The organism is Mesorhizobium sp. WSM4828 (assembly GCF_055811175.1).
Genome location: NZ_JBVVQK010000010.1, coordinates 74080 through 93730, shown reverse-complemented (window position 1 = coordinate 93730; position 19651 = coordinate 74080). Strand labels below are relative to the sequence as shown.

The window sequence follows — 19651 nt, the reverse complement described above, 5'->3', positions numbered from 1 at the left end:
GCCGCTGGCTTTGTCCCGGCCGCGCCAGCAGCGCGGCCGGGAATTTTCAAGTCAGGGGAGGAAACTCAGTTCGTCGGACCCTTGTCCCCGGGCTTTCCGGGAAGCTGTTCGGGGAACAGTTCATATTTCTGCTGCTTGTCGACAGCGACCCAGACCCTTTCGCGAATGATCGAATCTTCGGCCCAGTTGAACATGAAGATCGGCGTTCCCTGCGGGATATTGGAGAAGCGGTTGTTGATGATCAGCGCGCCGGGATATTCGGTCAGCCCGACGGTATAGACGTGTTGCGTCGAGATCTTCTGGAACTGCTTCATCAGGCTGGCGCGCTCGTCGTTGTCCTGCGCCGAGACGAACTTGTTGACGATGTCGACGAGGTCCTTCTCGAACGGCATCAGATCGACCTGGCCGTTTTCCGGAGCGCGATGGTTCCAGCTTGTGCGTGGGCCGATCGGCGCCAGTTGCTCGGTGTTCTGTACGACCGAGGTGAGCTCCTCATCATTGCGCCTGACCATCCAATCGAAACGGCCGGAATACATGGACGCGTCGCGCTGGACGCCGTTCAACCCGTTCAGGACAACGCGAAGACCTAGCCTCTCCATCTGGCCGACGACGCCCTCCGCGAGGCTCTTGTCGGTGGTGTAGTCGTTGTTGACGAGCATCACGATCTCGACATTCTTGCCGCCGGCGGTGCCGGCAGGAAAATTGACGAAGCCGTCACCGTCGGTGTCCTTCAGGCCTGCCTTGGCGAGTTCCGCCTTGGCGCCTTCGAGATCGAAAGGATAGTAGACAGTCGACTTCCGGTCGTAGAAGCTCGTACCCGAGGAGAAGCCGCCCGGATAGATGGCGGTGAACGGACCCTTGACCAGCGAGTCGCCGAGCGCCTTGCGGTCGAGCGCCATGGTAACGCCCTTGCGGAAATCCTCGTTGCGGTTCAGCTCGCGAACCGCCTGCCCACGCTCGTCGGGATTGCCCCAGCCGTTGGCGGAGAAGTTCATCCGCAGATTATAGCCGATCAGCCGTGGACCGAAGGCAAGTCGAGCCGGCGCGTCCTTTTGCGCCGCCCGCTTCAGCGAGGCGACGAAATTCTCTGGCTGCTCCAGATTGGAGATGTCGGCCGCCCCCGACACCGCCTGAACGTCGCGGTCGGCCCAGGTTGATAATTTGTAGTGCAGCTCGTTGAGATACGGCAGCTGGTTGCCCTTCTCGTCGACCTTCCAATAGTACGGATTACGGCGCATGACGATGATGTCGTCGGGGCGGTATGCCACCGGCACCCAGGCACCCATCACGGGCATGTTCATATATTCCGGCGGGAACGCGTTCTTGAACTGCTCGTAGGTGTTCTTCGAATATTTCGGATGCTGCGGCTTGAGGATATGCGACGGTCCGGGGCAGAACTTGCCGTAAGCCATGGCGTAGAGGTGTTGCTTCGGAAAGGCGTCCTTGAAGGTCCACTCGACGGTGTAGTCGTCGATCTTCTTCAGCATCGTGCCAACGCCGAAGGTCTCCTGCGTCGCGCCGTTCAGCGGCGACACATTAGGGTCGATCACCTCGTCGTCCCAGTAGAACATCACATCGTCGGCGTTGAACGGAACGCCGTCCGACCATTTCGCACCCTCGACCAGATGCATCGTCAGCGTGTGGCCGTCCTTCGACCAGTCCCAGCTCTTGGCGAGGTTAGGCAGCGGCTCCGTGTCCTTGGCCTCGACCTGGAAAAGCGGTGCGGTGCGCGTCAGGCATTCGGAAAGGCCGATGTCGATGCCGCCCCAGCCTTGCGTCTGGCCCGCGCCGTAGTTCCAGCCCTCCGGCCGGCCGCCGATGACATGGCGCATCGTATCGCCGTAGACGCCGACGCCGTCCGGCATGTTGCCGGTCTTGAAGACCAGCGGCTCCTTCGGCAGCCGGTCCTTGACCGGCGGCAGCTTGCCTGCCTTGACGTATTTGTCGGTGACCCAATCGGGTTCGTGGTAGTCTGGAAGTGCCTTGAACTCCAGGATCGAGTCGCGCGCGACGTATTTGATCTTTCCCTCGGCGGGAAATTGCGCGGGCACCGGCGGCACGGTCGGCTCGGATGCATACGCGTTCAGCGCCGAGGCCGAGACGCTAAGCGCCAGCCCGGCGAGAATGCCAATGTTTCGAAAATTCCTCATCGTCTCTCCTCCCTGTTGTTCAGGAGCGCGTTGACGCTGCTCCATCTCTCCTCGAACAATGTACAGACGGGTGCGGAAAATCCTCCCGAAAGCTCGCCGCGATCCGTCCTGGCGAAATTCAGACGGCCTGCTTGAGAGCCGTTTTTTCCGCACGTAGTTCCTCGATCGAACGGACGTCGCGCCGCGCCGCGCCCGCCCATTCGCGGGTCTTGACCCTGGATTTCGAAAGCCGTTCCTTCGCGGCCGGCACCGCATCGGCATATTGAGGCAGCCAGCGGGCCTGGGCGACGACCATTTCGTCCACCATTTGCCAAACCTCTTCCGGCGTCGAAACCGCGCCGACCAGCGGGTCGTGCAGGACCGCGAGCTTAAGCAGGTCGATATCGCCGGAGATTGCCGCATGAACCGACATGCGCTGGACGTTGATCGAGGAAATGCAAGTGGCAGCGCAGGCCTCCGGCAGCGTAATGCCGGCCGCCATGTTGATACCGAAGCGATCGACGAAGCCGGGCGACTCGATGATCGCGTCCTGCGGCAGGTTGGTGATGATGCCGTTGTTCTTGACGTTGAAATGGCCGCGATAAACGCGGTTCGTCTCAAGCGCTTCGAGAATGTGGCTGGCATGCTCGTTGGAGCGCTTGGCGGGGTCTATCGGCCTGGCGGCGGACTCCAGAAATTGCGGGAACTCGGTTTCGAACCAGTTGCGTGTTTCGGTCGAATAACGAAGGTAGCCGCCGGTCTCGCCGTGGATCCAGTCGGACATATCGATCCAGCGGGTGATTTCGTCCGGCCGCTTGCGATACCAGGGCAGGTATTCGGAAAGGTGGCCGTTGCTTTCAGTCGAATAGACGCCGAAGCGCTTCAGGACGTCGATGCGCAGCTTTTCCTGCTGCGAATAGACCGGATGCGCCTCGAAGGCGGCAACAAGCTCGTCCTTGCCGATCTTGCGGCCGTTGAGACGCAGGTCGATGAACCAGGTCTGGTGATTGATGCCGGAGCAGACGTAGTCGAGCTCGGTGCGCGACTTGGCGCCGAGCACTTCGGCGATCTGGTCGGCGCCATGCTGGACGCCGTGGCAGAGGCCGACGGTATCGACCCTGCCATATTCGATCGCCGCCCAGGTGTTCATGGCCATCGGATTGGCGTAGTTCAGGAATTTCGCCCCAGGCTCGGCGACTTCGAGGATATCCTTGCAGAAATCGAGGATCACCGGAATGTTGCGCTGGCCATAGAGGATGCCGCCGGCGCAGATCGTGTCGCCGACGCACTGGTCGATGCCATACTTCAACGGAATGCGGATGTCGTCCGCATAGGCTTCGAGACCGCCGACGCGAACGCAGCTGATGATGTAGCGGGCACCCTCGAGGGCAGGACGGCGGTCGGTCGTTGCCGTAACCTTGGTCGGCAGCCTGTTGAATTCGACGACCCTGTCGAGGATCGACTTGATCATCTGGAGGTTGCGCTCGCTGAGATCGGTCAATGCGAACTCGACATCCCTGAATTCAGGAACGCACAAAATGTCGGTGAAGAGCTTCTTGGTGAACCCGACGCTTCCCGCACCGATGATAGCGATCTTGAAACTCATCAGTCCTCACCTCGACCTGATCGAACGCTAGGGCAAAGGCGGCGAAAAGAAGCCTGGCCCGCCTGCCACGCTATGCAGGCTGGAATCCGGCACTTCCTCCCATCCGCTCTTTGACCGCGGTTTCTTTTGCTTTTCTCTAGGGATTATGCGCCTTATTCGGCACGCGACCAGAGAAGGATTATGCTTTTAGGGGTAATTTTGTGCTGCGGAACTTGATCGACATCGGGCCGGCGGGCAGGACGGTATCGCTGCCGCGCGGGCGCCAGCGCTTACACACCATGCCGACAAGCACCGGCTATGAAGTGCGCGAGAACGAGGTCTACGACTGGGATGGGCGCAAGCGCGGCCAGACGCCGTTTACCGTGCTCCAGCATACGATCAGCGGCGCCGGCCGATTGCGCTACGAGAACCGGAACTACCGCATGCAAAAGGGCGACACCTTGCTGGTTCTCGTGCCGCACAACCACCGTTACTGGCTGGCCAAGGACGAGCGCTGGGAGTTCTTCTGGATATCGATGAACGGCGAGGAGGCACTGCGCATCCACAAGTCGATCCTTGCCGCCGTCGGTCCGGTGCTGCGGCTGCAGCCCTCGACGATCGATCATCTGGCTGATTGCAGTGTGCGCCTGATCACGGGCGCGGTCTCGCCGGGAGCCGCCTCGGCCGTCGCCTATGAAGCAGCCATGGCGCTCTACGATGATGTCTTCGGCTCGCATGCCGTGACCGACGACGAGAGCGCCATGCAGCCGGTCATCGATCACATCAAGGCCAATCTCGACAGGCCGCTCCGCGTCGCAGATCTCGCCGAGATCAGCGGCCTGAGCCGCGCGCATTTCTCGCGCTGCTTCGCCGAGAGCGAGGGACTTCCGCCCGCCGAATTCGTGCTGCAGCAGCGACTGCAGCGCGCGGCGAAGTTGCTGACGAAGGCCGATTTCCTGCCGGTCAAGGAAGTCGCCATCATGTGCGGCTTCGAGGATGCCAATTATTTTTCGAAGGTCTTCCGCCGCCTCTACGGCATCAACCCGACGCAGTTCCGCACCAACGGAATGTATGCCAGCCTGGGAACCGCCCGATAGCCCGATAGATTGGCGCCGCGCTTGGCATCGGGTGCGGGAACGCTTTTGCTTCTCCTCGGTTTAGGACAAGAGAGCCTGCTCGCCGCTGCCGCACCCCGCTCTGGCGGAGATCAGGCCACAGATGTCAGGGGAGTGGTCGATGAGCAATCCCGATCCGAACAACCCGAATCCACTGCCGGACAATCCCAATCCGGAGCCGGCCCGGCCGCCTGCCCCGCCGGAGACTCCGCCGGGAGAACCTCCAGGCATACCCCCGCCCTCGCCGGATCCAATTCCGACGCCGGACCAGGAGCCGATCGGAGTTCCTCCTGGCACGCCTTCCGAAATTCCTTCGAAACCAACTTTTCCCGGGCCGACCGCCTGAAGGGCGGTCGGAGTGGAGGATGGCAAGGGTGATTTCGGCGAAGCGCTCGAAACGGGTCTTGCCATGGAACGTTTTGCGCTGGCGCTCATTCACCCTTCCATCATGGAAACCGGCGGCGGGCCCTGCAACCAAAGGAGGTTAAAATGAAAGTCGGCAACTGCATGACAAAGGACGTCGAGATCGCCAGTCCGCAGCAAACCCTGCGCGATGCGGCAGAAATGATGGGTCGCCTCGACGCCGGCGCAATGCCGGTGGGCGAGAACGATCGGCTTGTCGGCATGGTAACCGATCGCGACATCGCAATCCGCGGCGTCGCCCAAGGCAAGACACCTGACGCCAAGGTACGGGAAGTGATGAGCACCGAGGTCAGGTATTGCTTCGAAGACGAAGACGCAGAGGACGTTCTGCGCAACATGGCTGACCTGAAAGTGCGCCGGTTGCCGGTGCTAAACCGCGACAAGCGCCTGGTCGGCATCGTTTCGCTGGGCGACCTCGCCACCAACAGCGAGACGGTGACAGCCGGTGAAGCGCTAAGCGGCATCTCGCAACCCGGCGGCGAGCATTCGCAAACGATACACTGACGGCGCACCGTCGGCCGGCCTTTGCCACGACCGAACCGCCGGCTGGATAGACGTCGGCCTGCCGGCGAAACTGTTCAGAGGCGAACTGGACTGCAAACCCGACGAGGAGCAAGCCATGATTACTATGAAGGCCGTCCGTATCCACGATTTTGGCGGACCGGAGGTTCTTTCGCTGGACGCGGTTCCGCTGCCCCAGCCGCATGACGACGAGGTCACGCTCAAGGTCTACGCGGCAAGCGTCAATCCCGTCGACTACAAGGTTCGCGAGGGCTCTTCGGGCGCGGATCTGCCCGTCACGCTCGGCCGCGACGTATCCGGCGTGGTGGAACTGTGCGGCACGCGGGCCCATACGCTGAAGAAGGGCGATCCGCTATATGCCATGCTCGGCAACGACCGCGGCGGCAACGCCGAATACGTCGTCGTCAAGGCAACGGAGGCGGCGGCGAAGCCGCAACGCTTAAGCCACGCCGAAGCCGCCGCCGTGCCGCTTGCGGGCCTCACCGCGTGGCAAGGCCTGTTCGATCACGGCGGCCTCAAATCCGGGCAGCGGGTCCTCATCCATGGTGGCGCCGGCGGCGTCGGTCATCTGGCGGTGCAGTTTGCAAAGGCCGCGGGCGCCTTCGTCGCGACGACCGTTTCCGCGCAGGATTTCAATTTCGTCCGCGCGCTTGGCGCCGACCAGGCGGTCGATTACAAGAACCAGCGCTTCGAGGAAGTTGTCGAGGACGTCGACCTCGTCTTCGACCTGGTAGGGGGTGAAACACAGGACCGCTCGTGGGACGTGCTCAAGCCTGGCGGGACGCTCGTCTCAACGCTTTCCGAACCATCGGCGGAGAAGGCCCGCCTGCATCGGGCTCGCGGCGTTTCCTATTTGACCAAGCCGAACGCGGCGCAGCTTGCCGAGATCAGCCGCCTCATCGACGCCGGGAAGGTCAGGCCGTTCGTGCAGGCAATCTATCCTCTCGAGGACGTCGCCAAGGCCGAGGAACGGCTCGAAAAGCAGCACACGCGCGGCAAGATCGTGCTTCAGGTAGCCGCCTAGCGGACGCAGGCCGTTTTCTGCTGTCCAGAAGCCCGGCGGCCGAGAGTTTGACACAGGACGGCGCGCCGGGCCTGGCCGGCTTAGACTGGTGCCGGCTGAAGCAGCATGCGCCGGGTTTGCCGGGATGCGCAAATCAAACAAATCAAGGAGATGCAACGGAGTGTGAGGCACGTCGCGACGACATCGTCGCGCGGGCCGCTGTCAGTTACGGCGAAGCGAAGGGCACAGCGTTTACCGACAGGGGGGCTAGGTTTGTACCGGCCGCAAGCCGCAAAAAAACCGCTTCAAACCGTCGGACACCGGCGATAGGTTCGAACCATGCCTCAGTCCGCCAATCCGACCTCCATTGCCCGTCACGATCAGATGTTTCCAGCGCTGGCTGAGGCGGACCTGGACCGCATGGGCCGTTTCGGCGAAGCCGTGTCCTACGCTGCAGGCGAACAGATCGTCAAAGCCGGCGAGCCGGCGCCCGGTCTGATCGTGGTCCTGTCCGGCAAGGTGGATATCATCCAGGGCGGCAGCTTCGGCCGGCGCGAAACGATCGTCACGCACGGTGCGGGCAATTTCGTCGGCGAGTTGGCGCAGCTTTCAGCCAGGCCCTCACTGGTGGATGTGGAGGCGGTCGAGCCGGTCGAGGCGCTCGTCATCCCATCACAAAGGCTGCGAGAGCTGATGGTGCAGGAAGCAAACCTCGGCGAGCGCATCATGCGGGCGCTGATCCTGCGCCGCGTCGGCCTGCTCGAGAGCGGCACAGCCGGACCGATCATTGTCGGACCGGTCGACAGCGGCGACGTATTGCGGCTGCAAGGTTTTCTGGCCCGAAGCGGTCAGCCGCACCGGGTTCTCGATTCGGCTACCGATCCCTGCGCCAGGACCCTGATCGAACGCTTCCACGTCGATATCCACCATTTGCCGATCGTGCTCTGTCCGAACGGCAAGCTGCTGCTCAATCCCGGAGAAAACGAGCTTGCCCGCTGCATCGGCCTGCTGAGGCCGATCGACTCCGGCAAGCTGTACGACGTGGCCATTGTCGGCGCCGGACCGGCTGGCCTCGCGGCGGCCGTCTATGCGGCTTCCGAAGGGCTGTCGACGATCGTGCTCGATTGCCGTGCCTTTGGCGGACAGGCGGGCGCCTCCTCGCGTATCGAGAACTATCTCGGCTTCCCGACCGGCATTTCGGGAATGGCGCTGATGGCGCGCGCTTACAACCAGGCGCAGAAATTCGGCGTCGAGATGGTGATCCCAGACGAGGCGAAGCTGCTGGGCAGCGCAACCGACACGTCCGGTGCCCACTACACGCTCGCCGTCGGCGGCGGGGAGACCGTGCGGGCACGGTCGGTGGTGATAGCCAGCGGAGCGCGCTATCGCCGTCTTGACATGGCAAACCTGGCGCAATTCGAGGGAACCTCCGTGCATTACTGGGCTTCACCGATCGAAGCGCGGCTTTGCACCGGGCAAGAGGTAGCCCTGGTCGGCGCCGGTAATTCGGCTGGCCAGGCTGCCGTCTATCTGGCGGCGCATGTGAAGAAGGTATGGCTGCTGGCGCGCGGCAGCAGCCTGGATGCGGGCATGTCGCGCTATCTCGTAGAGCGCGTCAGGGCACAGCCGAACATCGAAGTGCTGGCTGAGACGCAGATCACGGCGCTGGAAGGCGACGACGGCAATCTTGGCAAAGTGCGCTGGCGCAACCGCGACACCGAGACTTTGCGTCCGATCCGCCACCTCTTCCTGTTCATTGGCGCCGACCCGAACACCGACTGGCTGGCGCAATGCGGTTTGGCCTTGGACGCGAAGGGCTTCGTTCGCACCGGGCCGGATATTGGCCAGGAACGTGGTGCGCTGGAGACGAACCGCGGCGGCGTATTCGCCATCGGCGACGTGCGCTCCGGCTCGATCAAGCGCGTCGCCGCTGCTGTCGGCGAAGGCGCCCAGGTGGTTGCGGCGCTGCATCAATATCTCGCGCGAAACGGTAGTCTCGCCGTGGCGCCGCAACTGATCAGGAGCGTATGATGGCAGACGAATGCAGGCACGCCGGGGATATTCGCGACGTGACGCCGAGCGCGCTCGGTTGCGAGGAATGCCTGAAGAGCGGTTCGCAATGGGTGCATCTGCGGCTCTGCCGCACATGCGGCCATGTCGGCTGCTGCGACGACTCGCCCAACCGTCATGCCACCAAGCATTTTCGGGCAACCGGCCATCCTGTCATCGAAGGCTACGATCCGCCGGAAGGTTGGGGATGGTGCTACATCGACGAAATCTTCCTCGACCTTGGCGACCGCACCACGCCGCAAAACGGTCCGATACCGCGCTTCATTTGAGCTTTTTTGCCAGCGGGCCGCTACTCCAAGGCTGCTTCGGCTTGAGTGGGCGTACCACGTCCCTCTGGTGCTGCCGATGAACGCTCGCGCATATGCCTGACGGTCTGAAGGACACGATCGGCAAGAGATGCAAGTGCACCCTGTGCCGTGCGCGTCCCGATGACGGATTCCAGCGTAACCGCCTGCGTCGAGAATTTGTGTTTGAACGACTCTGCGCCACAGAGGAAATCGACAGTGCTCAAGCCGTGATCGATTGACCACTTCACGTAATCCATCAACAGGATCACACCCGGCGACGCTCGGCCGAAATCCGGGTCGAACGTCGTCACGAAGGCCATCATCACGTCGTGCTGGACGAAGTTGATCGACACCGCGACCATTACGCCATTGCATTCGAGGACGAAGATATGCAGCACGCCGGCGCGCGCCAACGCGCCGACGAGCGCGGCGAGTACCGGCACGCCCTCTTCGAAGAGGTCTGACTCACGCATGCGCTCGGTCAGCCATTTCCGCTTCAAGGCCGCGAGGCGTTCCAGTACCGGTTGCAGCGGCTCGTCGGGCGCAAGCAGGCGAAATCTCACCTCTCCGGCTTCTTCCAGCGCTTTGATGCCGCGCCGATAGTTCTGGCGCGTCTTTTTCGACTGGTCCGCCAACCATGCCGCTCCGCTTTCCCATTGTCCGGCAACGCGATAGCTGACTTCCGTTCGGTGAAAGTGACGGAGCCTGATGCCGGCGGAAGCTCCCGGCGTGAAAATTTTGCGGGCCGCCGCATCCGGCGAGAGACGACTGATCAAGGCCAGATCGAAGCCACCTGCATCGCAGAGTTGGGTCCACAGCTCCTGCAGCGCCGACAACGAGCATTCCGGAGCGACGAGAATATCCCCATAGTCGGTATAGCTGCCGGCCGCCCATTCGAGAAACCGCAGCCCCCTGCGCCTGCCGATCGCCAGCGGAACGACAGCAACGAGTCTCTCGCCCTTCCAGACCAGGCCGATCCGCAACGCGCGCTGGTCACGGCGTTGTACGGTACTCCACCATGCCGAAATCCAGGCATGGCTTTGAAAGATCAGCCCGTCGGTACGATGCCAAAGCTCCATCCAAGCGGCTTCGACCGCAGCCAGGCGATCCGCCGAACGGACGATTTCCAGGCGCTCCGCGCCTAGGACGTCGATGGAAACAGCGGTGTTCATGAAGGAGAACTGTCCTGTGGCTGCGCGACCACATTGGGCCGTCTGTGAAACAGTCGCATGACATGCCTTGCCATCTTCTTGAGCGGCAGGATGTAGAGCCCAAAGAGCGACTGGTAATCGCGCACGTCGCGGTCGACTAGGCCAAATTTCAGGTCTTCATCCGGCTCCGGGACAAACTGCGTTCCGAACAGGCGATCCCAGAACGAAAAAAGCAGGCCGAAATTCTTATCGTAGTGACGTGGGTCGATGCTGTGATGCACCTGGTGCCAGTGCGGACACAGGATGATGTTGTTCAACGGGCCGAACGAGATCTTGAGATGCGTATGGCGAACAAAATCCATCATCAGGATGTTGCGGATGACATAGACGTTGATGCCGAAGATAGCGACCTCTACCGGATCGAGTGCAATCAGGCTCCAGATGCCGAAGCAGATGCCCGGGATGACGCCATCCCACATACGGTTCATCAGATCGTCTAGCGGATGAACCCGGTCCTTGGTGATCCCCACCATCACTTCGGCCGAATGATGTACCTTGTGCAATTCCCACAGGAACGGGAAGCGGTGCTGGGCGACGTGGTAGAGGTAGTATGAAATATCATAGGCGACCAGCATGGTTGCGGTGAAGATGACGATCGTCACCGGTCCCGCCGGGCCGCCGAGAAGCGGCGCGTGGATGTTAAGGAGCCAGCCAATTGCCTCGCGTGTGCCATAGCCCACCGCGACGACGAAGGTGACGCCGGCAGGAATGAGCAGGAAAGGCATCATCGCTCGTTTCGTGATCCAGAACAGGGCGTCGGCTCGCGCCGACGGGTGCAGGATGACTTCCTGTGGGAAGGCGAAGTCGAAAAAGTCCCTGAGGGACTTATGTTCGGCAGTTCGCCAGTAGGCGATCACCGCGCTGCCCAGAGCGGTTAGGAGAAGCAGGCCGAGCGTGGTCAGATTGACGTTCGAAAGCTTTTCCACAATCGCTCGGACAAATTCGGAAAACATCGTTGCAGCGGCTCCTGGTCGTAAGAAGGCAGTCTGGGGTCGTAAGAAGGCGATCTGGCGAATAGCAAAGCACAAAATTCCCGCCAAACTCGCAACGCCGCCTGCAACCAGTGGCTGTTGCGGACGCAGCGGGCAAAGCAGGCTGGATGGTGCGAGACTAACAGATCAACGGTAACGAAACCGCTAAATGTCCAAACGTAATTAATGTCGAATACGGCTGGAACTCGCCCGGCAACTCTACGTTGGCGGCGGTTTTTGCCGTTGCGGCGGGTGAATTGGGGCAAGATGGATATCGATCCCGGCTTCGCCCACTTCACCGTGCCAGGCGAGGCGTTCGGCTTGCTGCCTGGTGCCAAAACGCAGCGAAACCCAACCGCCTTGGCCCGGCATGTCACCGCCGGCGCCGATATCGAGCGCAGCATCAGGAAAGCGGATGGCCAACAGTGCCTCGTCGCCGCGCAATACCGTGACCGTCTTTTCGTGCCGGTCGGCATGGAGGCCGGCGGCCAGTTGGAAGACGATCTCGGACTGGCGCCTGCCGCCAAGCAGTTGGTCGGTGATGAGGATGCCATCGGCCCGGCGCGCCAAAGTGCGCTGATGCACGACGCCGAAGCGGCTTCGATAGCCGTCATGCCGGGCGCTCAGCCTCCAGTGCATCCCCGGCTTGCTCTCCGCCAGCGCTGCGACTGCCTTGTGCGACCAGTTGAAATTTCCAGCGATGGTGCTCTGGCTCTTGCCCTCGATGTTCAGCGTGTTGTGCGCCGGTGTGGAGCGGAACCAGTCGCGCCATGCGCCTCCCGAACCGTAGAGCCAGGTGCCGGGATCGACCAGCACCGGCTCACCGTCGATGCACAGGGTGAGCGACAGCGCGTCGGCATGGCCGTGCGCCGCTATCGAGAGATAGCCGAGCGGTCCATGATCGAACGTCAGTTCGACATTGCGGCCATTCATTGCTCCGCGCCAGACGGAGAGCCCGCCTTGCGTGAATGTCTGCAAGCCATGCACCGCGGGCGTCGGGCCCGACGGCGCACCAAAGAAAAGCGAACGAAAATCGTCGGGCTCCGGCGCGTTGCCCGGCGTCCCCAGTAAGCCGTGGATGGCGGCCGCGACGGATCGGACATAGTTCGGCTCGTCGCCCAGCTTCAGCACATGGCCCTCATCGTCGTCGCCGAAGCGGGCGGCTTTCTGTGGCAGCCAGCCGACGAAATTGGCGAAGGCGCCCAGACGCGCTTCGACGGCCGAGGGAAACGGCGTTCCTGCCTGGCGTGCCGCTGCGGCGCACAGCAAGATGAGTTCGGCGCTGAAAGCTGCATAGGTCGGCGTTTGCTCGGCACCGGCGCCGTCGGCAAGAATCTGCTTCTGCGTCTCATTCAAGAGGGCGCCGCGGGCGATTTCGGATCCGGCCCCGAGCGCCAGGCCGACCAGATATTCGCCAGCCAACTCTGCGACGAGATGATTGTTGGCGGAGGAATATCGCGACGGAAACCGCGGCAGCCAATAGGCGCTTGCCGCGAGTATCTCACCGGCTTTCCGCAGCGTCGCCGGGTCAAGCCGGTCACCGACAAGGTCAAGGGTGACGATCAGGCTGATGGCTCGCAGCGCTACTTCGATGCCGGAAGCCCAGCCAATGCCTCGGAACGGCGGATTGGCGGAATGCCAGCTGCCGATTGCCGCCTCGATGGCACTCCGGGATCGATTGTCCTCGCTGAGGAGCAGATGTGCAGCCAGTACTGGCAATTGCTGCAGCCGGTTGATCTCCCAGACATATTTTATATCGCCAAGGTCGCCGCCATCGCGAAAATCAATATCGAAAGTATGAGCCTCGGGGCCAGGCCAAAGCCTGCCGGTCATCGGATCAAGACGCCAAAGCTCAGCAGGAAACAAAAGATCGGGCTCACGCTTTGGCCATGTCCGCCCGAGTGCCGAAAACCGGCCGTGAAGCATCTCTTGCGCGGCCGCCGCTATGGCTTGCCGTTGAGCGTCGGTCGCTGCCAGCGCAGCATGGCGAAATCCGGGCAGCACCGGGTGCAACTGCGGCGATGGATAGCGCTCCCACCCATCATCGCGGCGGCGCGACGCGATCCTTCGACGTTGCTCGCCCAGCCGGTGCAGCACCTCGGCCGGTCCCATGCTGCGCAATCGGTTGATGTACCAGCCGATTCTCATGCACGCCCCGTCAACGTTTCGGTCCTTGTATACCATGCCGTCGAAAAGCTGCGGGCCGGCAATCTTCTTTCCCGTTCGTTGCGGTTAATATCTCCCGCGAGCATGCGGAGGGAGCGATGCAAAAAGCGGTGTATGTTGTTGCCTGGGTGCTCGCCTTGCTTGTCGCTGCCGACGCAGCGCCCATCCCTCTCAAGCGCGGCGTTGGCGTGCATCAGTGGCTCAACTGGTCGCCGGTGGACAAAGATGGAACCTACGTTTGGCCGCCCTATCGCAGCGAAAAGGAGTGGCTTGCGGAAAGCAGGCCGCTCACCGACTGGCCGGCCGGGGAGGTGTTTGCCCACATCCGATCGATGGGCTTCGACTTCGTCCGGCTGAGCGTCGATCCCGGCCCGCTGCTTGCCAGCGGGGACGCCAAGCGGCAGCAGGCGCTGGACATACTTGCCGCCGCCGTCGAGCGGATCACGTCGACCGGCCTCAAGGTGGTTTTCGACCTGCATGGCGTCACTCAGGTTCCCGACTACAGCATGGAGATGATCTATGGCGGCGCCGACAGCGAGGGTGTCGCCCGCTATCGTCAAATGGTTGTGGCGGTCGCCGCCATGCTGGTCAAGATAGGCACCGACAAAGTCGCCCTCGAACCTTACAACGAGCCCGCATACTACCCTTGCGATGCGAGCGGCAGCGATGACTGGCAGCGGATCATGGCAGGGACCGTCCACGACATTCGAGCGGTCAGCAGCGAACTTACCATCGTTGCAACCGGCGCCTGCGGCGGCAGCATTGCCGGATTGGTCAACCTCAGCCCCAGCTTTGATGACCCAAACCTCTATTACAGCTTCCATATGTATGAGCCGCACAGCTTCACCCACCAGCGGCCCGATGACACAATCAGCTTTGCTTCGGGACTTCCCTGGCCGGCCGACAGCAGTACACCCGAAGTGGTGACCGAAACCCTTAGAGCGCGGATGGAAGCTGCCGGCTTGAGCCGGGTCGAGCAGATGATGAACATGGCCACCGCGCGCCAAGCAATCGCGAAATATTTCGAGCAGAACTGGGGCCAGAGCCAACTGGAGGCGAGCTTTCGCCAGGCTGTCGACTGGGCTGAAGGCCATGGCATTCCCAGCCGGCGGCTTTTCATGGGCGAATTCGGCGCTATCCTCATGTCCGCGGACGGCCGCATGGGCGCCTTTGAGGCCGACCGTTCTCGCTATCTCAAGGCAGTGCGCCGAGAGGCCGAACGCTTCGCGATCCCATGGTCTGTCTGGGAGTTCTCCAATCCCTATGGGATGAGCCTCATCCCGCCCGATGGTCCCCCGGTTCCCGACCCCGAGATGCTGCAGGTATTGGGCCTGCCATAGGTGCCGTCACTCGCCCTCACCAGCGAACAACCGGTCGCAACCCCTGACCGCCAGGCTCGATCGAGGAACGGCCTGGGGCAGCTTTCTCCCGGTCGGGTTGTATTGGCACGAAGTGTTTAACACATTTGTTGTACTGAAGTGAGGAATGCGCGCCTAGGGGGAACAATGTGTGGAATTGCCGGATGGATCGGTCGAAGGGCTAAAAATCCACAAGAGCGGGCCGCCAGAATGTCAAACGCATTGCGGCATCGCGGGCCCGATGCCGAAGGCACCGAGATACTGGACCTGAATACCGGCGAGCAACAATTGGCATTGGTCCATCGCCGCCTGGCGATCATTGACTTGGCGCCTGAGTCGAACCAGCCGATGCAGATTGAGGACGGTCGTCTCAAAATAACTTTCAACGGCGAGATATATAACTACATCGAGCTGCGCCAGGAACTGATCGGCCTTGGCCATCATTTTCGAACGCGCTCCGATACCGAGGTGCTGCTCCGAGCCTACGATCAGTGGCACTTGTCCATGTTCGACCGGCTGAGCGGCATGTTCGCCTTTGCACTCTGGGATGCTCAGAGGCAGGAATTGATCCTCGCCCGGGATCCCTTCGGGGAAAAGCCGCTTTACCTCATGCAAAGCGAAAAATTGCTGCTGTTTGCCTCGGAGATCAACGCATTGTTGTCGTCGCAGCAAGATGCGCAGCAACTCGATCTGGATGCTGTGCACGAGTATCTGAACTGGCGTTATGTGCCGGGACCACGCACGCTTTTTAAACAGATCCGCAAGCTCAATCCCGGAAGCTATGCCGTCTGGTCGCAAGGGGTAGTCAAGGAAACGCGCTATTATACGCCTCCGGACCAGGCGGCCCTGACCGAGCGGATCGACGAAAAAACCGCCAAGCGGCGATTTCTGGAACTGCTCGACCATTCCGTCGAGATCAGGATGCGCAGCGATGCACCTTTTGGTGCCTTTCTCTCAGGAGGGCTCGACTCCTCGGCTATCGTCGCGCTGATGGCCAGGCACAGCGCCACACCTATTCGCACGTTTTCCGTCGGGTTCGACGACGCAGCCTATAGCGAACTTGCATTCGCCCGGCGCGTTGCCGATCATTTCAAGACCGATCATTGCGAACTTGTCATCCAGCCAGGCGATCTGATGGATCACCTGCCGGCGATGGTTCGCCAACGCGGCGCACCTGTTTCGCAAAGCAGCGATATTCCAATTTACCTGATGTCGGAGCGCGCCTCCCAGGACGTCAAGATGGTGCTCAGCGGAGAAGGAGCCGACGAGATTCTCGGCGGCTATCCCAAGCATCGCGCGGAATCACTGGCCGGGATCTACCAGTCGCTTGTTCCAGCCTCGCTGCACGATAATGTCCTTTCCCCTTTGGTACGCGCCATGCCGGGCGCGTCGGCCAAGGTCGATACGTTTGCCCGCACCGCGGGCGAAAGGGACTTTGCCGCCCGGATGGTCTCCTGGTTTGGAGCCGTTTCGGCGCAGCAGGGCGCTTGCCTGATCGGTGCGTCCGCAAATCGCCGTTATGAGCGCAACGACTTTCCGTTCTCGTCAAGCGCCACGGCTTCCCATCTTCGCCGCGTGCTGTTTTTCGATCAGACATCGTGGCTGCCTGACAATCTCCTGGAACGAGGCGATCACATGATGATGGCCGGTTCGATCGAAGGGAGAATGCCGTTCCTCGATCGCGACCTAGTTTCGTTCGTCAGCAAATTGCCCGATCGCTACAGGCTGGGTTGGTTGCACAGCAAGCAGATCCTGCGCGACAGCATGGCCAATATCCTCCCGGAGGAAATTCTCAGCCGCCGCAAGGTCGGGTTCAAGGTACCGGTCGCCGAATGGTTTCGCGGATCGATGAGGAACTACGTGCATGACCATCTTTGCTCGCCTCACTCCGTCATTCGCAGCTATCTGAGTCCGAAACAGCTTGATCAAATCGTCTCGGAACACACCACGCGTGCTGCCGACCACGAAAAGCTGATATGGGCGCTGTTGAATTTGGAGATATTCCACCGCGAATTCAGGCTCGAAGCGCCGCCGCGATCGTCGGCCTCAGCGCTTGACCGGTTGACGGCTTGACGCCGCCGACCGCCAGACATCGCAGATTGCGCCGACAAACGGGGCGAGCTCAAGCCGTTCCCGATGCACGGCCATGGCACCGGCACCAAGCCTTGCCCTCAGTGCCGGGTTCTCCGCGAGGCGGCTCAGCGCCTCGGTCAACGCAGTAACATCGCCTGGCGGCACCAGCAGCCCGGATTGCCCGTCGGTGATTATGTCTTCGACCGCGCCAACCGGGGTCGCCACCACCGCCAAACCGGCTGCCATGCCTTCGATCACCGACATCGGCAGATTTTCGGCGAAGGAGGGAAGAACCAGAATATCGGCCGACGAGATCAGCGATGCGACATCGTCAGGTCCCACCCAACCCGGAAAGGCGATCCTGTCTGCAATCCCCAGCGCGGCTGACTTTGCCCGTGCCGCCTCGACTTCGCCATCGCCGGCAATCGTGGCGCGCCAATTCTTGACAGAGCTCATGCTGTGCAGTGCCTCCAGCAATTGCGGTACGCCTTTGCGGTCGCCGATGCGGCCCAGGAACAGGATATGCACATGGTCGCCGCCGCCGACATGCGCCAGCGACGGGACTTCGGTCGCATTGGGCACGATCACGATATTGCCGGCTGCGCCCGGCGCCCGGCTGGCGACGAAATCGCGCCAAAGCCTGCCCAAAACGATCACCCGATCGGCATGCTCGAACAGGGCTTTGATACGGCGGCTTATGAAACCGCGGTCGGCTTTCCAGAATGTCTGATACTGCGCCCCGTGCAGATGCAGGACATAAGGTATCGACAGCAGCCGTGCGCAGGAGGCGATCACCATCTTGCGGTAGGTGCTGCCGGAAACTGAGATGTTGATATGAATGACATCGGCGCGTCCAGCCAGACGTGCTTTAAGCATCCGTAAGCAAAAGCCGAGCATATAGAAGATCGAAAGTCCGACATGCCCCGGGCCACGGCTGGCAAGGAAGCACACATCGATGTCGGCGATTTCTTGCCGTTCGAACTCCTGCTTCAACGCCCCCATGATGCGGTCGATGCCGCCTTGCCCCGAAACGCCCGACGGCGTCGCGACCAGGACATGTATTTTTCGATCGGATATGAGGCGCTGCAACATGATGGTACTCTAAATAACACAGACCGGGTAACTGCAAAGCAAACGTTCCCGATAAGGTTTACGGTAAATCTTTTAGTTCAAACTGAATCTGTTCACCCTTCGCCGTCGTCGCGCTGGATTTTCCGCCAGTCGGCGGCTAGTCGAAGGTGAGTTTTCCAGGGACACGCCCTTGCTGCTCCGTTCCACGCTCATTTATGCTCCGGCGATCCTGCTGACGCGAATTTCGGCGCTGCTCCTGCTGGTCGTCGTGACGCGTTTGATCGACCAGACCGAGTACGGCCTGCTCACCCTGGTGGTGACCGTCGGTGAAATGACCGACATTGCCGTCACCAACTGGCTGCGCATCGCCTTGCTCAGGCTGGGCGGCAAGGGCGAAGTCAGCCGCGGCAGCCTGATGCTAGCCGGGCAGGTGTTGCTTGCCACGACGGCACTGGCGCTGGTCATATCGGTAGGCGCGTCTGCGGTGATCGTGCCTGAACGCTGGGTCGAGTTCGCGATCGCGGTCTGCGGCTATCTGGTCGCCGGGTCCATCAGCCGCTTCGCCTTGACCGTGCTGCAGATGCAGCAGCGCCATTCGGTCTATTCGATGCTAGAAGCCCTGCGTGCCCTGCTGCAACTCGCATTGCCGATCGGCGCCATCCTTGTCTTTCAGGATAGCTTTCTGACGGTATCGCTCGGCTCGAGCCTCGGCGCCTTGATTGCCGGCATCGTGGCGGGCACCATGGCATCGCGACGGCTCGTTACCGGTCCGCCGCGCTTCACCCACAGGGACTTCTTTGCGCTCGGTGTGCCGCTGATCATCATGGCGCTGGTAGGCTTCGGGCTCAACAGCGCGGAGCGTCTGTTCCTCAAGATCTATTACGACGCCAGCGCTGTGGCGATCTTCGCCGCAGCCTATGCGCTGGCCCGCCAGCCGATCGACATGGTCGCCAACGCCATCAACATGGGCGCCTTTCCCGAGGTGGTCAGCCGGTTCGACGAGGATGGGCCCGCGGCGTCGGGCCGGCTGCTGTCGCAACTGATGGCGCTGATGATGCGGCTTTGCCTGCCGATTGCAGCGATGCTGGTCGCGCTCAGCAGCGATATCACCGAGCTCATGCTGCCTTCGCAATATCACGGCCGCTTCGGCCTGCTGTTTCCGATCATTGCCTTCAGCGTGCTGTGCGCCAACCTCACCAGCTTCGTCTACGGCGTCGTGGTGCACGCGCACAAGCGGCCGTGGCTGCTGATCATCGCCAATCTCTTCGGCTCGGTGGCAACAATCGCATTATCCCTGCTGTTGATCCCCCCGATGGCGGAGATCGGCGCCGCTTTGGCGCTTGCGGGCGGCTCGGTGGTGGGCTCCATAACCTGCATCATCATCAGCGAGCGGCTTACGCCGGTGCCGGTGCCGTGGCGCGACATCGGTGTTTCGGTGATCATCTCGCTCAGCACGGGGGTGGCCGCCAAGCTTGCCAGCATGGTGGCCGGCGACGTGCCGGCAATCTTCTCTCTTATCGCCGGCGGCACTGCCGGCGCTGCGGTTTTCTTCGGGCTGACCTCGTTGTTCCACCCCGTGGCAGCGACGCAATTCGTCGCGCAGCTGCGGGCGCGGCTACGGATCGCGTAAAGCGAAGTCCAGGGCCAACGCCTGTTTTGTGGGGGAA

The 19651-nt window shown here is 61.7% G+C and carries 15 protein-coding genes; 9 read left to right on the top strand and 6 right to left on the bottom strand.

Features of this window, described 5'->3' with window-relative positions:
- Positions 1–65: 65 nt before the first annotated feature.
- Together AC0L2X_RS13995 and melA are read right to left on the bottom strand one after the other, a co-directional pair.
- On the bottom strand, positions 66–2150 hold the full coding sequence (locus tag AC0L2X_RS13995) for an ABC transporter substrate-binding protein (RefSeq protein WP_473557981.1): 2085 nt from the start codon (positions 2148–2150) through the stop codon (positions 66–68).
- A 118-nt stretch (positions 2151–2268) separates the two neighbouring features.
- Positions 2269–3735: an alpha-galactosidase gene (gene melA / locus AC0L2X_RS13990; protein ID WP_473557979.1), complete on the bottom strand. Its 1467-nt coding sequence runs from the start codon at positions 3733–3735 to the stop codon at positions 2269–2271.
- A gap of 278 nt (positions 3736–4013) precedes the next feature.
- On the opposite strand from melA, the gene AC0L2X_RS13985 reads away from it, so the two are divergent.
- From AC0L2X_RS13985 to AC0L2X_RS13960, 6 genes are all read left to right on the top strand, one after another.
- The gene (locus AC0L2X_RS13985; protein ID WP_473558155.1) at positions 4014–4811 is read left to right on the top strand and encodes an AraC family ligand binding domain-containing protein; all 798 of its coding nucleotides are present in this window, start codon (positions 4014–4016) and stop codon (positions 4809–4811) included.
- 376 nt (positions 4812–5187) lie between these two features.
- Complete coding sequence (locus tag AC0L2X_RS13980; protein WP_352455359.1) at positions 5188–5322, top strand: hypothetical protein; 135 nt, start codon at positions 5188–5190, stop codon at positions 5320–5322.
- Positions 5319–5756, top strand: coding sequence for a CBS domain-containing protein (locus AC0L2X_RS13975; RefSeq protein ID WP_473557975.1), 438 nt, complete (start codon positions 5319–5321; stop codon positions 5754–5756). Before AC0L2X_RS13980 ends, AC0L2X_RS13975 begins: the two co-directional genes overlap by 4 nt.
- 115 nt (positions 5757–5871) lie before the next feature.
- Positions 5872–6798, top strand: a complete 927-nt coding sequence (locus tag AC0L2X_RS13970; protein ID WP_352565388.1) for an NADP-dependent oxidoreductase — start codon at positions 5872–5874, stop codon at positions 6796–6798.
- 318 nt (positions 6799–7116) lie between these two features.
- Entirely contained in the window at positions 7117–8808 is a 1692-nt protein-coding gene (locus tag AC0L2X_RS13965; protein ID WP_473557973.1) for an FAD-dependent oxidoreductase, read from the top strand.
- On the top strand, positions 8805–9116 hold the full coding sequence (locus AC0L2X_RS13960; protein ID WP_036238601.1) for a UBP-type zinc finger domain-containing protein: 312 nt from the start codon (positions 8805–8807) through the stop codon (positions 9114–9116). The genes AC0L2X_RS13965 and AC0L2X_RS13960 overlap by 4 nt, the downstream gene beginning before the upstream one ends.
- Positions 9117–9136: 20 nt before the next feature.
- On the opposite strand, the gene AC0L2X_RS13955 is transcribed toward AC0L2X_RS13960, so the two are convergent.
- The 3 genes from AC0L2X_RS13955 to AC0L2X_RS13945 all read right to left on the bottom strand — a co-directional run bounded on the left by AC0L2X_RS13955 (position 9137) and on the right by AC0L2X_RS13945 (position 13464).
- Positions 9137–10306, bottom strand: a complete 1170-nt coding sequence (locus AC0L2X_RS13955; protein WP_473557970.1) for a GNAT family N-acetyltransferase — start codon at positions 10304–10306, stop codon at positions 9137–9139.
- Positions 10303–11298 carry a sterol desaturase family protein gene (locus AC0L2X_RS13950; RefSeq protein ID WP_473599939.1) on the bottom strand — a complete coding sequence of 332 codons (996 nt, stop codon included), beginning with the start codon at positions 11296–11298 and terminating at the stop codon, positions 10303–10305. Before AC0L2X_RS13950 ends, AC0L2X_RS13955 begins: the two co-directional genes overlap by 4 nt.
- Before the next feature lie 237 nt (positions 11299–11535).
- On the bottom strand, positions 11536–13464 hold the full coding sequence (locus tag AC0L2X_RS13945; RefSeq protein WP_473557966.1) for a heparinase II/III family protein: 1929 nt from the start codon (positions 13462–13464) through the stop codon (positions 11536–11538).
- Between the two features lie 116 nt (positions 13465–13580).
- On the opposite strand from AC0L2X_RS13945, the gene AC0L2X_RS13940 reads away from it, so the two are divergent.
- Positions 13581–14822 (top strand): glycoside hydrolase family 5 protein, encoded by a 1242-nt coding sequence (locus AC0L2X_RS13940; RefSeq protein WP_473557962.1) that lies wholly within the window; start codon positions 13581–13583, stop codon positions 14820–14822.
- A 165-nt stretch (positions 14823–14987) separates the two neighbouring features.
- Positions 14988–16913 carry an asparagine synthase (glutamine-hydrolyzing) gene (gene asnB / locus AC0L2X_RS13935; RefSeq protein ID WP_473599938.1) on the top strand — a complete coding sequence of 642 codons (1926 nt, stop codon included), beginning with the start codon at positions 14988–14990 and terminating at the stop codon, positions 16911–16913.
- Here asnB and AC0L2X_RS13930 read toward each other — a convergent pair.
- A complete protein-coding gene (locus tag AC0L2X_RS13930; RefSeq protein WP_473557957.1) occupies positions 16887–18005 on the bottom strand; it encodes a glycosyltransferase family 4 protein in 1119 nt (372 codons plus the stop codon). The two genes, asnB and AC0L2X_RS13930, sit on opposite strands and share 27 nt — an antisense overlap.
- 169 nt (positions 18006–18174) lie before the next feature.
- On the opposite strand from AC0L2X_RS13930, the gene AC0L2X_RS13925 reads away from it, so the two are divergent.
- Entirely contained in the window at positions 18175–19614 is a 1440-nt protein-coding gene (locus tag AC0L2X_RS13925; protein WP_473557955.1) for a lipopolysaccharide biosynthesis protein, read from the top strand.
- Positions 19615–19651 lie beyond the last annotated feature (37 nt).